Consider the following 13,241-nt stretch of genomic DNA (forward strand, 5'->3'; position numbering starts at 1 on the left):
ATCCTTTATTTACCAAATACATCTTTTTTTATTCGAGGAAGCTCCAATTTATATTGTACAGCAATTGTTCTTACAAGAATAATTATTCCTGCAGAAATAACAAAGAGTATATCTTCATTGATATTTAAAGGATATAAAAGTAGATAAACAATTCCTCCTGCTAAACAGGCTGACGCATATATTTCTCTATGAAAAATTAACGGAATTTCATTTGTTAGCACATCCCTAATTACACCTCCCATTACTGCGGAAGACATTCCCATTACCAAGGCTACAAACGGATGTAAATTAAAGTTTATTCCTTTTTGAACACCTAATAACGTAAACACACTTATACCAATAGTATCAAACAAAAACATGGTTCTTCTTAACGGTGCTATTTTACTTCGAAATAAAAAGGTTGCTGCAACAGCTATTAATATTGTCCAGATATAGTTAATATCCCCAATCCAATTTATAGGGTGTGCGTTAATAAGTACATCTCTTGTCATTCCGCCTCCTACGGCAGTAACAAAAGCTATGATAATGACTCCAAAAACATCAAACTTTTTTCTAATAGCAACCAATGCTCCACTAATAGCAAAGGCAAAAGTTCCAGCAATGTCTATGGCGTAAATTACATCCATTTATATTGATATTTCAGAAAATTGTATTTGTAATGTTCTTTCTATTTCAGCTAAACGACTTCTTTCATTTTGAAGAATCAATGCTAAAGAAATTCCTCTTTTCCCTGCTCTAGCAGTTCTACCACTTCGGTGTGTATAGTACTCTAGTTGTTCTGGTAATTGGTGATGAATAACAAAAGCTAAGTTTTGAACATCAATTCCCCTAGCTGAAACATCTGTTGACACTAATACTTGAAGATTACCGTTTTTAAAAGCACGCATTACTTTATCACGCTCTTTTTGTTGCATATCTCCTTCTAAAGCTTCTACTGAAAACCCATCTTGTTGTAATTCTTTTGTTAGTTTTTGAGCTCCTGCTTTGGTTCTTGAGAAAATGATTCCTCTTTCAGCATGTCTTTTTTCCAAAAACTTAATAATAACATCGGTTTTTTCAGGAATCGTAGTTGTTACAAACTGATGCGTAATGTTGGCATTCACCAATACATTTTTGTTTACTTCAACTTGTTTTGCTGAAGCATTCATGTATTTTTTTATAATACTTCTAATTTCATCTGGCATTGTTGCCGAAAACAACCATGTTTTACGAGTACCAGAAGTATATTTTAAAATACGATTTAATTCTAATTTAAACCCCATACTAAGCATTTCATCTGCTTCATCAAGTACTAAGGTTTTGATATTTTTTAAATCTACATCGCCCCTTTCTATTAAATCAATCAAACGTCCTGGAGTTGCTACAATAATATGCGTGGTTCTTTTTAAATTGTTGATTTGACGTTCAATCTTTTCACCACCGTAAACAGCTTCTACAAAAATTTTATCATTAACATATTTTGTAAACTTAAATAGTTGTTTCTTTATCTGTTGTACCAATTCTCTTGTAGGTGATAAAATTAACGCTTGTACATTGTCTTTTGAAGCATCTATTTTATGTAAAATAGGCAAGCCATAAGCAGCAGTTTTCCCTGTACCTGTTTGTGCTAATCCTATAAAATCTGAATTATTTTCAAGTAAATAAGGTATAGTTTCTTGTTGTACTTCAGTAGGAGTTGTTATTCCTAACTCTTTCAATCCCTTAACATATTCTTTTCGTACTCCTAATGCGGTAAATGTTGTCATTCTATAAATTTATAAGTGCAAAGATATTGTTTCTTTTACGGTAACAATAAGTTTGTTACCTCTTTCGTAATTCTTTTAGGTTTTTTTGTGTTAGCATCTAACAAACAAAATGTAGTTTGAGATTTTACTAATAAAGTTTCTCCTCTATACATTTCAAAATGACGTATGGATCTTATCCCTTCTGTTTTTCCAACCCAAGTCCTAAGTGTTACTTCATCTCCTAATACGGCTTGATTTTTATAATCAACTTCATGTCTAATAACAAACCACACATAATCGATGTTCTTTACATTTTTAGAAAGTTCTTTCCAATGAGCATCTGAAATGTTTTGCATCCATTGTACATACACCACATTGTTTACATGGTTGTATTCATCTATTTCTTCTGAAGTTACAATATGTTTTTGTTCAAATAAATTCATAAGACAAACTTACAGGATTGATGTTAATTATTACTTAAATCTAACCTTGTTTTTATTTTTGATGGATAATTCGTGTTAATTTAGTCAGCATGAATACAATCGCCAACGACCTAGGTACAAAAAGTATTAGTCAACTTATTTTAAAACAAGCTATCCCTGCTTCTATTGGAATTTTAGTAATGTCGATTAATATGATTGTTGATACCATTTTTGTGGGAAGATGGATTGGCGTACTCGCTATTGCTGCAATTACTGTGGTATTACCTATTGCTTTTTTAATTTCTTCTATTGGTATGGGAGTTGGAATTGGAGGAAGTTCTATAATTTCTAGAGCCTTAGGAGCTAATAAAGAAAATAAAGCCTTTGAAGTTTTTGGGAATCAAATTTCATTAACCATCGCGTTATCTGTTTTATTTGTGCTTGTAGGAACATTTTTCAGCACACCTATTTTAAGGCTTTTTGGAGCCAATGGAAACATTATAGTACCTGCTACTGAGTATTTCGATGTAATTGTTTGGGGTGTCCCGTTTTTGGCTTTTGCTATGATGGGTAATCCTGTTGTTAGAGCAGTTGGCAAACCTAATTATGCGATGCTTACCATGCTCTTCCCTGCCATAGCTAATATTTTTTTAGATGTGGTTTTTATTAAATTCATGAATTTAGGAATGTACGGTGCAGGTTTGGCTACCTCTATTTCGTATGCAGTTAGTGGAATATTTATTCTTTGGTTTTTTATTTCAAAAAAGACTGAATTAAAAATAATTCCCAAATATTTTAAATTGAATTTTTCTATTGTAAAAGAGATTGTTTCTTTAGGCGGTGTAACAGTAGTAAGACAAGGAACCATAAGTATTTTAACTATTGTTTTAAACTACTCTCTTTTTAAATATGGTGGTGAGATTTCAATTGCAATTTATGGTATTATCAATAGGGTTATGTTATTTGCCTTATTTCCTGTTTTAGGAGTTACCCAAGGTTTTTTACCTATTGCAGGATACAATTATGGAGCTAACAATACTGAAAGAGTAAAAGAAACTATAAAAACATCCATCCTTTTTGGCACCGGTATTGCTGTTTTAATTTTTATAATGATCATGTTATTTCCAATTGAATTAGTGGGGGTTTTTACAGAAGATGAAAAGTTATTAAAACTCACTCCTGATGCATTAATTGTAGCTTTTTTAGCAACTCCTGTAATAACTACTCAATTAATCGGATCTGCTTATTTTCAAGCTGCAGGCAAAGCATTACCTGCACTATTATTAACCCTCTTAAAACAAGGATTCTTTTTAATTCCTTTAGTGTATATACTTCCTAAGTTTTATGGTGTAAATGGTGTTTGGATGTCTTTCCCTATAGCAGATGTTTTATCTACTGCGCTTACCTATGCTTATTTGAAAAGAGAAGTGAAATTACACCTAAATTAATCTAAAATACTCTCTCCGTTTAAATTTGTAGTTAGCACATCACTCATATAATTAAAAAAAGGACGAAGTGCTTTAAAAGAGTCATCTACTTTTGTTAAAAAATCGGGAGCTAATACTTCTTTGTCTGTAAAACGTTGAATAGCTATATATCCTTTTTTGCGAATCAAGTCGATATCTGGATGTTGCTTATCAAATCCTTTAGGAGCTGTTTTAAGCTCATCTCCTTCTAGTTTACCTCCAAAATGTTGTACGTAGTTCTTTTCTTTTAAAATCTCTCTAATTTCAGAAGCGTCTACTTCAAATTCCTTTCGAATACGTAAAAGATCTTCTTTATTAGGCTCCCAGAATCCGCCAGCAACAAAACTATCGCCAGGAGAAATATGTAAATAATACCCTCCCCTTAATGCTGGTTTTTTTCTATGAAAAGAACCTCCAAAATGTGTTTTATACGGTGTTTTATCTTTTGAAAAACGTACATCTCTGTAAATTCTAAATAACTTAAACTTATCTATCTCATCATGCTTGTTTAAATTATCTTGAATGGTTTTGTATACAGCTTTTGCGTTATTTTGAGCTTCTGTGAATCGAAGTTTGTGTTCTGTAAACCATTCACGATTGTTGTTTTCTTTTAAGTCTTTTAAAAACTGAAATGTTTGTTTTTCTATTTGCATAGTAAGTAAGCGATTTAGAATTTCTAAGGTACAAAAAAACTCCACTAGATTTTAGTGGAGTTTAGACTTTATTAAGTAAAAAATTATACATTAAATCTAAAGTGCATAATATCACCATCTTTAACGATATACTCCTTTCCTTCTACTCTCATTTTACCTGCTTCTTTTACTTTAGCTTCACTACCAAATGATACATAATCATCATAACTAATAGTCTCCGCGCGGATAAACCCCTTTTCAAAATCAGTGTGAATAACACCTGCTGCTTGAGGTGCAGTAGCGCCTACCGGTATAGTCCAAGCTCTCACCTCTTTTACACCTGCAGTGAAATAAGTTTGTAAGTTTAATAACTTATAAGCCGAACGAACTAAGCGAGAAACTCCTGCTTCTTCTAATCCTATATCAGCTAAGAACATTTGACGTTCTTTGTAATCATCTAACTCTGTAATATCTGCTTCTGTACCTACTGCTAACACAATAACTTCAGCATTTTCGTGTGCTACCGCTTCTTTTACCTTATCAACATAAGCATTTCCTGAAACAGCAGAACCTTCATCAACATTACACACATATAAAACTGGTTTTGCAGTAATGAACTGTAATGGTTTTACAAATTCCTCTTCTTTTTCTGTAAATTCAATAGAGCGAACAGATTTTCCTTCTAATAATGTTTCTTCAACCTTTAATAGAATTTCTAATTCTACTTGCGCCTCCTTATTACCTGTTTTAGCTGTTCTTTTTACACGCTCCAAACGTTTTTGAACAGTTTCTAAATCTTTTAATTGAAGTTCAATATCAATAGTTTCCTTATCTCTTATAGGATCAACAGAACCATCTACGTGCACTATATTATCATTATCAAAACAACGCAATACATGTAAAATAGCATCTGTTTCACGAATGTTTGCTAAGAACTGGTTACCTAAACCTTCTCCTTTACTAGCTCCTTTTACTAAACCTGCAATATCTACAATCTCTACAGTTGCAGGTAAAACTCTTTCAGGATTTACTAGTTCTTCTAGCTTTTCTAAACGAGTATCAGGTACGTTTACTACTCCTAAATTAGGTTCAATGGTACAAAACGGAAAGTTTGCACTCTGCGCTTTTGCGTTAGATAAACAGTTAAATAAGGTTGATTTCCCTACGTTTGGTAATCCTACAATTCCAGCTTTCATTCTATTGTTTTATTGAAATTTTGCGAGTGCAAATATAGTGCTTTGCTTTCTAAATTTTCTATTTATTTATTGATTCGTTTAAATTTGTTTTTAGTTTGTAATTTTATGTTTTTAACATTTTTTTAAGATTTAGATTGATTTTTTACTACTTTTAAGAAATTAACTAAAAAATATATTTAAATGAAAAAACAGACCCTTCTTATTACTTACCTGTTTTTTTTGGGACTTCATATGTTGAGTGCTCAAACATTAATTAAAGGTACAGTAAAAGATACAAACAATGAGCCTTTACCTGGAGCTAACGTTTTAGAAAAAGGAACCTCTAATGGTACATCTACAGATTTTAATGGTGAATTTTCCCTTAACGCTAATGCTAATGGAACCTTAATAATTAGTTTTTCAGGTTTTGAAACACAAGAAGTTCCTATTAATGGAAAAACTAATTTTAATATTGTTTTAAAAGAAGGTTTAGAATTAGATGAAGTTGTTATCGTAGGGTCTAGAAATCCTAAAAGAACTGCTATTGACACACCAGTACCTGTTGATATAATTGATGTAGGAGATTTAGCAACTAAAAATGGTAAAGTAGAAGTAAATGATATATTACAATATGCAGCTCCGTCATTTAATGCTACTAAGCAATCAGGATCAGATGGTGCCGACCATATAGTACCCGCTTCCTTACGAGGTTTAGGTCCAGACCAAACTTTGGTACTTATCAACGGTAAAAGACGTCATCAATCATCATTGGTTAATATTTTTGGAACACGCGGACGTGGAAATTCAGGAACTGATTTAAATGCAATTCCTGCTGCTGCTATTAAAAGAATTGAAGTTCTAAGAGATGGAGCATCTGCTCAGTATGGTTCTGACGCTATTGCAGGAGTTATTAATATTGTTTTAAAAGATAATACCGACGGCGCTTCAGGAAGTATTGGTTATGGAGTTTATAGCACAGCCATAGGAAGTGGATGGGCTGAAGCTACAGGAGAAACTTTATACAATGTTGAAGGAAAAAACAGATTAGATGGAAAAGACAAAAGTTTTGATGGTGGAACTTTTAAACTAGATTTAAACTACGGAGCTAAATTGAATGATAAAGGAGGTTTTGTAAACTTTACTACCGAATTGTTGTCAAAAGAAAGAACGTTGAGACCTGGTTTTTCTTGGCGAAAAGGATATGGTAGCGCTGCTATAGATGGATTCAATTTTATGGTAAATGCTAGTTTACCTATAAATGACAATACCGAAGTATATGCTTTTGGAGGTAGAAATTATAGAGATACTGATGCGTATGCTTTTTCAAGAGATAGTTTTGATGAAGGCGATAATAGAAGTGTTCCTAGCATACACCCTAATGGATTTACCCCTAGAATTACTTCAAATATCACTGATATATCTGTATCGGCAGGAATTAAACATAAATTAGAAAATGGTTGGGAAATTGATTTTAATAATACTTACGGAGAAAATAAATTCCATTATTTCATCAAAGACTCAAACAACGCTTCTTTAAAAGATGCTTCACCTACCGATTTTAATGCAGGAGGTCATAGTTTATCACAAAATACTACAGGATTAGATTTTAGTAAGTACTTAGAAGATTTAATGAGTGGAGTCAACCTTGCTTTCGGTTTAGAGTATAGAACAGAAAACTTTATCATTTTTGCTGGTGAAGAAGCTTCTTATGGATTATATGATGATAACGGAGTATTAATGGAAAATCCTGCTGTTCAACCAGTAGCTGTTGATAGTAATGGAGATGAGTTACCTGGAGGTTCTCAAGGGTTCCCTGGATATGGACCTGACAATGAAGTTGACCGTTCAAGAAGTAATGTAGGTATCTATTTTGATTCTGAATTTAACTTTACAGAAAAATTCTTAGTAGGTGCGGCTGTTCGTTATGAAGATTACAGTGATTTTGGTAGTACATTTAACTTTAAGTTAGCTTCAAGATTTAAAGCAAGTGATAATTTAACCCTACGAGGTTCTATTTCCTCAGGTTTCAGAGCACCATCTTTAGCTCAATTATATTATAATCTAAAGTTTACAAACATTGTTAATGGGGAATCTTTACCATCATTATTGTCTGCAAATAACAGTACTGTAACTAGAGCTTTCGGAATAGAACAATTAAAAGAAGAAACAGCATTCAATGCTAGTTTAGGGTTTACTTATAAAATTGGTGGATTTACAGCTACCATTGATGCATATTCTATTACTGTTGATGACCGCATTATTTTAACAGATAACTTTGATGCTTCTGGATTGAATTTAGGCGTTGATGCAGCACAATTCTTTGCAAATGGTGTTGATACAAAAACTCAAGGATTAGATATTGTTTTAAACTACAAAAAATCTTTTGAAGATCATAGAATAGATGTAGGATTGGTAGGAAACTTTAACGATACTAAAATTGAAAAGATAAAGAACGGAAACTTAAACAGATTTACTTTCTTTAGTCCTTTTTCTGAAGCTTACTTAAAAGCGGCAGCTCCAGATTATAAATTTGGTTTAAACTTAGGATATGGTTACAAGAAGTTTGATGTTTCTTTAAACCTTACAAAATTTAGCGAAGTGCAATTACAAGATTTTCAATGGGTAGACTCACCAGCTACTACTCAAGCAGAAGCTGATGCCTTATATCCTGTGGCTACTGATGTTTATAAAAGTAAAATTACTACCGATTTAAGTCTAAGCTATGCTTTTACAGATAAAATTACTTTTACACTTGGAGGTAATAATATTTTTAATGTGTATCCTACTCCACAATTTGATGGATGGACTGATCAAGGAGGATTAGCTGATTCTGTTCAAATGGGATCAGACGGTGCTTATTTCTTTACTCGATTAGGGTTTAAACTTTAATACACTTTTTATAAAAACAAAAATCCTGAGAGTATTCTCAGGATTTTTGTTATTTCATATCTCCAAAAATTTGGAACTTATTAATCGTTATGCATAAAACGTTGTTTAGCTAATAACTCTTCTTCTGTTTCTACATTATCTTCATCAGGAACACAACAATCAACAGGGCAAACAGCAGCACATTGTGGCTCTTCATGAAAACCTTTACATTCTGTACACTTGTCTACAACAATGTAATAAATTTCATCCGAAATTGGCTCTTGATCTTCATCTGCATTAGCTGATTTACCGTTTGGTAAAACAATATTTCCTGTTAAATCAGTTCCATCAGCATACTTCCAGTCATCTGCACCTTCATAAATTGCTGTATTAGGACATTCAGGTTCGCAAGCCCCGCAGTTTATACATTCATCTGTTATTATAATTGCCATAATTAATCTCTTTCAGTTTTGTAACTTTGCATTCGCAAAAATAGTTCCAATTTAATTTAGAACCAAATAAATGGATAGTATAAAAAGTAGAATTAACGCTTTTCATAAACTAGGAGAATTTTTAAGCCAGTTTTCTCAAGAAAAAATAGAGAAAAAAGAAGGTATAGAACATAACGAATTGTTTTTTGATGGATTTAAACATCAATTAAAAATAGCAGGAGAAAACAACACTTGGTTTACCAGAGAAAATATATTATTCTCTATAGAAAATTGGGCAAAAGCACTTACTTCAGAAAACTTAACTCAATGGATTGCTAACGAAAACTTAGGTGACAACAAACCCAAATTAGTCGCTGTTATCATGGCAGGAAACATTCCTTTAGTAGGTTTTCATGACTTTTTATCAGTTCTAATTTCTAGGCACTCGGTATTAGTTAAACAATCGTCTAACGATAAACATTTATTGCCTTTTTTAGCAAAATATTTAGAATATGTTGAACCTGGATTAAAAGGAAAAATCACGTTTACTGAAGAAAAACTAACAGGGTTTGATGCGGTAATAGCTACTGGTAGTAATAATACAGCACGTTATTTTGAATACTACTTTAAAGATAAACCTAGCATTATAAGAAAAAACAGAAATTCTGTTGCTGTTTTAACAGGAAATGAATCTGAAGAACAATTACAAAACTTAAGTGAAGATGTTTTTCGTTATTTTGGATTAGGCTGCCGCTCAGTTTCTAAAATTTTTATCCCAAAAGATTATAATTTCGACGCTTTTTTCAATGGAATGTATCAACAACATGAAATCATTAACAATGTTAAATATGCTAATAATTACGATTACAACAAAGCAGTGTATTTAATGAGTGAGTTTGATATTTTAGAAAATGGCTTTTTAATGATTAAAGAAGATGAAAGCTACGCCTCTCCTATCGCTTCTGTTTTTTATGAGTACTATGATAATGCGGATGATTTAAAAATTAAATTGTGGGAAGATAGAGAGCAAATTCAATGTGTCGTAGCTAATAATTTTATTGAAAATGAAATTGAATTCGGACAAACACAGCACCCAAAGTTATGGGACTATGCTGACGGTGTAAACACACTAGAATTTTTATCTAAAATTTAAAAGAGTCTCTTTATAAATTTGCACCTTTGTGTAGCAAAACACAACAACACAAATGAAAAAACATAACTTTAGTGCAGGGCCTTGTATTTTACCTGAAGAAGTGCTAAAAAAAGCATCAGAAGCAGTCATTGACTTTAATAACGACAACTTATCTTTAATAGAAATATCACACAGAAGTCAACCTTTTGTAGATGTAATTGAAAAAGCAAGAAGCTTAGCACTAGAATTATTAGGTCTTGAAAATAAAGGCTACAAAGCATTGTTTTTACAAGGTGGAGCCAGTATGCAGTTTTTAATGGTTGCTTATAACTTACTAAATAAAAAAGCAGCTTACCTAAATACAGGGACTTGGAGTGACAAAGCTATAAAAGAAGCTAAATTATTTGGCGAATTAGTAGAAGTAGCTTCCTCAAAAGATAAGAACTTCAGTTACATTCCCAAAACATATGAAATTCCTACAGATGTAGATTATTTCCATTGTACTAGTAATAACACTATTTATGGAACACAAATGAAAAGTTTTCCTGAGACTTCTGTTCCAATGATATGTGATATGAGTTCTGATATTTTTTCTCGTCAAATGGATTTTTCAAAGTTTGATTTAATTTATGCAGGAGCTCAAAAAAATATGGGACCAGCTGGTACTACCCTTGTTGTAATAAAAGAAGACATTTTAGGAAAAGTAGAACGTCAAATTCCTTCAATGTTAAATTACCAAGTATTTCTTGACAAAGAAAGTATGTTTAATACACCACCGGTATTTGCAGTATATACTTCTATGTTAACTTTGGAATGGTTAAAAGATTTAGGAGGTATCGAATTCATTGAAAAAGTGAATGAGAAAAAATCAGCACTTTTATACAGTGAAATAGATAGAAACCCTTTATTTAAAGGAGTTGCTGCTATAGAAGACCGAAGTAATATGAATGCTACTTTTACCTTAGCTGATAAAAATTTACAAACTAAGTTTGATAAAATGTGGCAAGAAGCCAATATTAATGGATTAAGCGGCCATAGAAGTGTTGGTGGTTATCGTGCAAGTATGTACAACGCTTTACCTTTATACAGTGTACAAGCTTTAGTAGATGTAATGCAAGAATTAGAAAGAATAAGTTAGATACAACGTCATTTTTTACAATGACATTTTAATATAAAGATCGATGAAGATATTAGTGAATGATGGAATTTCCGCTAGCGGAATACAAGCTTTAGAAAACAAAGGTTTTGAAGTTATAAATACAAAAGTTGCACAAGAGCAGCTAGAAAATTATATAAACGATCATGCTATTGATGCTATTACAGCAGGTAATACTACACAAGTACGACAAGAGTTAATTGATGCTTGTCCAAGTATTAAACTTATTGCATGTTTAGGAACCGAAATGGACAACATTGATGTTGATTATGCTATTGATAATGGAGTTCATGTTGTGAATAGCGAAGATGCTTCTGCCACTTCAATTGCAGAACTAGTATTTGCTCATTTATTTGGAATGGTTCGTTTTTTACATCAATCGAACCGTGAAATGCCTTTAGAAGGAGACATGCGCTTTAACGCCTTAAAAAAGCAATACTCGCAGGGAACTGAGCTAAGAGGTAAAACATTAGGAATTATTGGATTTGATACTGTAGGACAAGAAGTAGCTAAAACTGCGATAGCTCTAGGTATGGAAGTGATAGCTACTGATGTAGAAATAGACAATGCAACTATCACAATTCCTTTTTTCGATGGTCAATCAGTAGATTTCTTTATTGAAACAGAAACTATAGATAATTTATTATCTAAATCAGACTTTATTACGCTACACCTTCCTGCTCAAGAAGGATATGTTATAGAAACATCTTTGTTTGACAAAATGAAAAATGGTGTAGGAATTATAAACACTTCTCATGGAGGTATTCTAAATGAAGTTGATTTAGTTAATGCTATTGATAGTGGTAAGGTTAAATATGCAGGATTGGACGTTTTTGAAAGCCAACCAAGACCTGAAATTCAACTATTAATGAACCCTGAAATATCGATGACTCCTCATATTGGAGCTTCAACTGTTGAAGCACAAGATAGAGCTGGAATTGAAGTTGCTAACAAAATCATCGAATTACTAAGCGAATAATCTATGGCAATTGTAAAACCATTTAAAGCTGTTAGAGCCACCAGAGATAAAGTTGCTTTAGTATCTTCTAAATCTTATGAGATTTATACGCCTGCGGAAATTGGAGCAAAACTCGATTTTAATCCATACACTTTTTTACATGTAATTAACCCAGGTTATAAATATCATAAACAAGATGTAACAGGAGAACAACGCTTTAAATTGGTACACAATCGTTACTTAGAATTCAAAGAAAATGAAGTCTTTAAGCAAGATGAAACTCCTGCTTATTACGTATATCAAAAAATAACTCCAAATGATAATTTCTGTGGAATCATTGCTGCCACTTCTGTAGAAGATTATCATAATGAAGTAATAAAAAAGCACGAAGACACGTTAAAAGAGCGTGAATTATTGTTTGAAAACTACTTAAAAAATACAGGTTTTAATGCAGAACCAGTGCTACTCACCTACCCTGACAATGATGTAATTAATGCTATTATAAAAAAATATCAGGAAGAAAGAGCCGAATACGAGTTTTCTACATCTGATAGGGATTTACATTTTTTATGGGTTATAAACGAAGAGAAAGATGTAGAGCAAATAGCAAAAGCTTTCAAAGGAGTTAACACCCTATATATTGCTGATGGACATCATCGTTCAACATCTTCATGTTTATTGGCACAAAATTTAGCAGAGAATAATCCAAAACATACAGGAAAAGAAGACTATAACTTTTTCATGAGTTACCTATTACCTGAAAGTCAGGTAAAAATTTACGAATTCAATAGATTTATAAGAGATTTAAACGGGTTAACTCCTGAAGAACTCTTAATCGAACTTGACACGCACTTTAGAATTGAAAATCGTGGACAGGAATTATATAGACCTAAAGAAAAACACCATTTTAGCATGTATTTAAATGGTGAATTTTATGCTTTGTATTTACGTAAATCAGCTTATGAATTTACTGACTGTTTAAGTGAATTAGATGCTTATATTTTATATACAACCGTTTTAGAGCCTATTTTAGGAATTGAGGATATTAGAAACGCCTCTAAAATTGTATATTCTCAAGACAAATCTGACGGGTTAGAATTAAAAACAAAGGTTGACAGTGGTGAATTTAAAGTTTCTTTTGGAATGTTACCTACTAATATTCAAGAACTAAAAACTATTGTTGATGCTGGCTTAATGATGCCACCGAAAACAACCTACATAGAACCTAAGTTAAGAAGTGCTTTAACTATTTATGAGTTTTAGTGTAAAGTCTGATA

At 32.2% G+C, this 13,241-nt stretch carries 12 protein-coding genes; 6 read left to right on the forward strand and 6 right to left on the reverse strand.

Annotated features, from left to right (window positions below; genetic code table 11):
* Positions 1-5: 5 nt before the first annotated feature.
* The 3 genes from D6T69_RS09965 to D6T69_RS09975 are packed head-to-tail and all read right to left on the reverse strand — an operon-like array spanning position 6 to position 2,167.
* Positions 6-626, reverse strand: coding sequence for a trimeric intracellular cation channel family protein (locus D6T69_RS09965; protein ID WP_125067591.1), 621 nt, complete (start codon positions 624-626; stop codon positions 6-8).
* Positions 627-1,745: a DEAD/DEAH box helicase gene (locus D6T69_RS09970; RefSeq protein ID WP_125067592.1), complete on the reverse strand. Its 1,119-nt coding sequence runs from the start codon at positions 1,743-1,745 to the stop codon at positions 627-629.
* A 35-nt stretch (positions 1,746-1,780) separates the two neighbouring features.
* Positions 1,781-2,167, reverse strand: coding sequence for an acyl-CoA thioesterase (locus D6T69_RS09975; RefSeq protein ID WP_125067593.1), 387 nt, complete (start codon positions 2,165-2,167; stop codon positions 1,781-1,783).
* 89 nt (positions 2,168-2,256) lie between these two features.
* Between D6T69_RS09975 and D6T69_RS09980 the strand changes: the two genes are divergently transcribed.
* The gene (locus D6T69_RS09980) at positions 2,257-3,594 is read left to right on the forward strand and encodes an MATE family efflux transporter (protein ID WP_125067594.1); all 1,338 of its coding nucleotides are present in this window, start codon (positions 2,257-2,259) and stop codon (positions 3,592-3,594) included.
* On the opposite strand, the gene D6T69_RS09985 is transcribed toward D6T69_RS09980, so the two are convergent.
* Both D6T69_RS09985 and ychF read right to left on the reverse strand, forming a co-directional pair.
* A complete protein-coding gene (locus D6T69_RS09985; protein WP_125067595.1) occupies positions 3,591-4,265 on the reverse strand; it encodes a DUF2461 domain-containing protein in 675 nt (224 codons plus the stop codon). The genes D6T69_RS09980 and D6T69_RS09985 overlap by 4 nt on opposite strands.
* Positions 4,266-4,348: 83 nt before the next feature.
* Positions 4,349-5,440, reverse strand: a complete 1,092-nt coding sequence (ychF, locus tag D6T69_RS09990) for a redox-regulated ATPase YchF (protein ID WP_125067596.1) — start codon at positions 5,438-5,440, stop codon at positions 4,349-4,351.
* 180 nt (positions 5,441-5,620) lie between these two features.
* Here ychF and D6T69_RS09995 point away from each other — a divergent pair, with 180 nt between their 5' ends.
* Positions 5,621-8,308, forward strand: a complete 2,688-nt coding sequence (locus tag D6T69_RS09995) for a TonB-dependent receptor (RefSeq protein WP_125067597.1) — start codon at positions 5,621-5,623, stop codon at positions 8,306-8,308.
* 80 nt (positions 8,309-8,388) lie between these two features.
* On the opposite strand, the gene D6T69_RS10000 is transcribed toward D6T69_RS09995, so the two are convergent.
* On the reverse strand, positions 8,389-8,739 hold the full coding sequence (locus tag D6T69_RS10000; RefSeq protein WP_047788857.1) for a 4Fe-4S dicluster domain-containing protein: 351 nt from the start codon (positions 8,737-8,739) through the stop codon (positions 8,389-8,391).
* 70 nt (positions 8,740-8,809) lie between these two features.
* Here D6T69_RS10000 and D6T69_RS10005 point away from each other — a divergent pair, with 70 nt between their 5' ends.
* The 4 genes from D6T69_RS10005 to D6T69_RS10020 are packed head-to-tail and all read left to right on the forward strand — an operon-like array spanning position 8,810 to position 13,227.
* Positions 8,810-9,871, forward strand: coding sequence for an acyl-CoA reductase (locus D6T69_RS10005; protein WP_125067598.1), 1,062 nt, complete (start codon positions 8,810-8,812; stop codon positions 9,869-9,871).
* A gap of 52 nt (positions 9,872-9,923) precedes the next feature.
* Positions 9,924-10,988: a 3-phosphoserine/phosphohydroxythreonine transaminase gene (gene serC, locus D6T69_RS10010; protein ID WP_125067599.1), complete on the forward strand. Its 1,065-nt coding sequence runs from the start codon at positions 9,924-9,926 to the stop codon at positions 10,986-10,988.
* A gap of 43 nt (positions 10,989-11,031) precedes the next feature.
* Positions 11,032-11,985: an NAD(P)-dependent oxidoreductase gene (locus tag D6T69_RS10015; RefSeq protein ID WP_125067600.1), complete on the forward strand. Its 954-nt coding sequence runs from the start codon at positions 11,032-11,034 to the stop codon at positions 11,983-11,985.
* Between the two features lie 3 nt (positions 11,986-11,988).
* Positions 11,989-13,227 (forward strand): DUF1015 domain-containing protein, encoded by a 1,239-nt coding sequence (locus D6T69_RS10020; protein ID WP_125067601.1) that lies wholly within the window; start codon positions 11,989-11,991, stop codon positions 13,225-13,227.
* Positions 13,228-13,241 lie beyond the last annotated feature (14 nt).

The sequence above is a fragment of the Tenacibaculum singaporense genome, from assembly GCF_003867015.1.
GTDB classification, from domain to species: domain Bacteria; phylum Bacteroidota; class Bacteroidia; order Flavobacteriales; family Flavobacteriaceae; genus Polaribacter; species Polaribacter singaporensis.

What these genes read in the sequence shown, in the direction of transcription:
- D6T69_RS09965 (WP_125067591.1), bottom strand. Translation starts at nt 626, where the DNA reads ATGGATGTAATTTACGCCATAGACATTGCTGGAACTTTTGCCTTTGCT.
- D6T69_RS09970 (WP_125067592.1), bottom strand. Translation starts at nt 1,745, where the DNA reads ATGACAACATTTACCGCATTAGGAGTACGAAAAGAATATGTTAAGGGA.
- D6T69_RS09975 (WP_125067593.1), bottom strand. Translation starts at nt 2,167, where the DNA reads ATGAATTTATTTGAACAAAAACATATTGTAACTTCAGAAGAAATAGAT.
- D6T69_RS09980 (WP_125067594.1), top strand. Translation starts at nt 2,257, where the DNA reads ATGAATACAATCGCCAACGACCTAGGTACAAAAAGTATTAGTCAACTT.
- D6T69_RS09985 (WP_125067595.1), bottom strand. Translation starts at nt 4,265, where the DNA reads ATGCAAATAGAAAAACAAACATTTCAGTTTTTAAAAGACTTAAAAGAA.
- ychF (WP_125067596.1), bottom strand. Translation starts at nt 5,440, where the DNA reads ATGAAAGCTGGAATTGTAGGATTACCAAACGTAGGGAAATCAACCTTA.
- D6T69_RS09995 (WP_125067597.1), top strand. Translation starts at nt 5,621, where the DNA reads ATGAAAAAACAGACCCTTCTTATTACTTACCTGTTTTTTTTGGGACTT.
- D6T69_RS10000 (WP_047788857.1), bottom strand. Translation starts at nt 8,739, where the DNA reads ATGGCAATTATAATAACAGATGAATGTATAAACTGCGGGGCTTGCGAA.
- D6T69_RS10005 (WP_125067598.1), top strand. Translation starts at nt 8,810, where the DNA reads ATGGATAGTATAAAAAGTAGAATTAACGCTTTTCATAAACTAGGAGAA.
- serC (WP_125067599.1), top strand. Translation starts at nt 9,924, where the DNA reads ATGAAAAAACATAACTTTAGTGCAGGGCCTTGTATTTTACCTGAAGAA.
- D6T69_RS10015 (WP_125067600.1), top strand. Translation starts at nt 11,032, where the DNA reads ATGAAGATATTAGTGAATGATGGAATTTCCGCTAGCGGAATACAAGCT.
- D6T69_RS10020 (WP_125067601.1), top strand. Translation starts at nt 11,989, where the DNA reads ATGGCAATTGTAAAACCATTTAAAGCTGTTAGAGCCACCAGAGATAAA.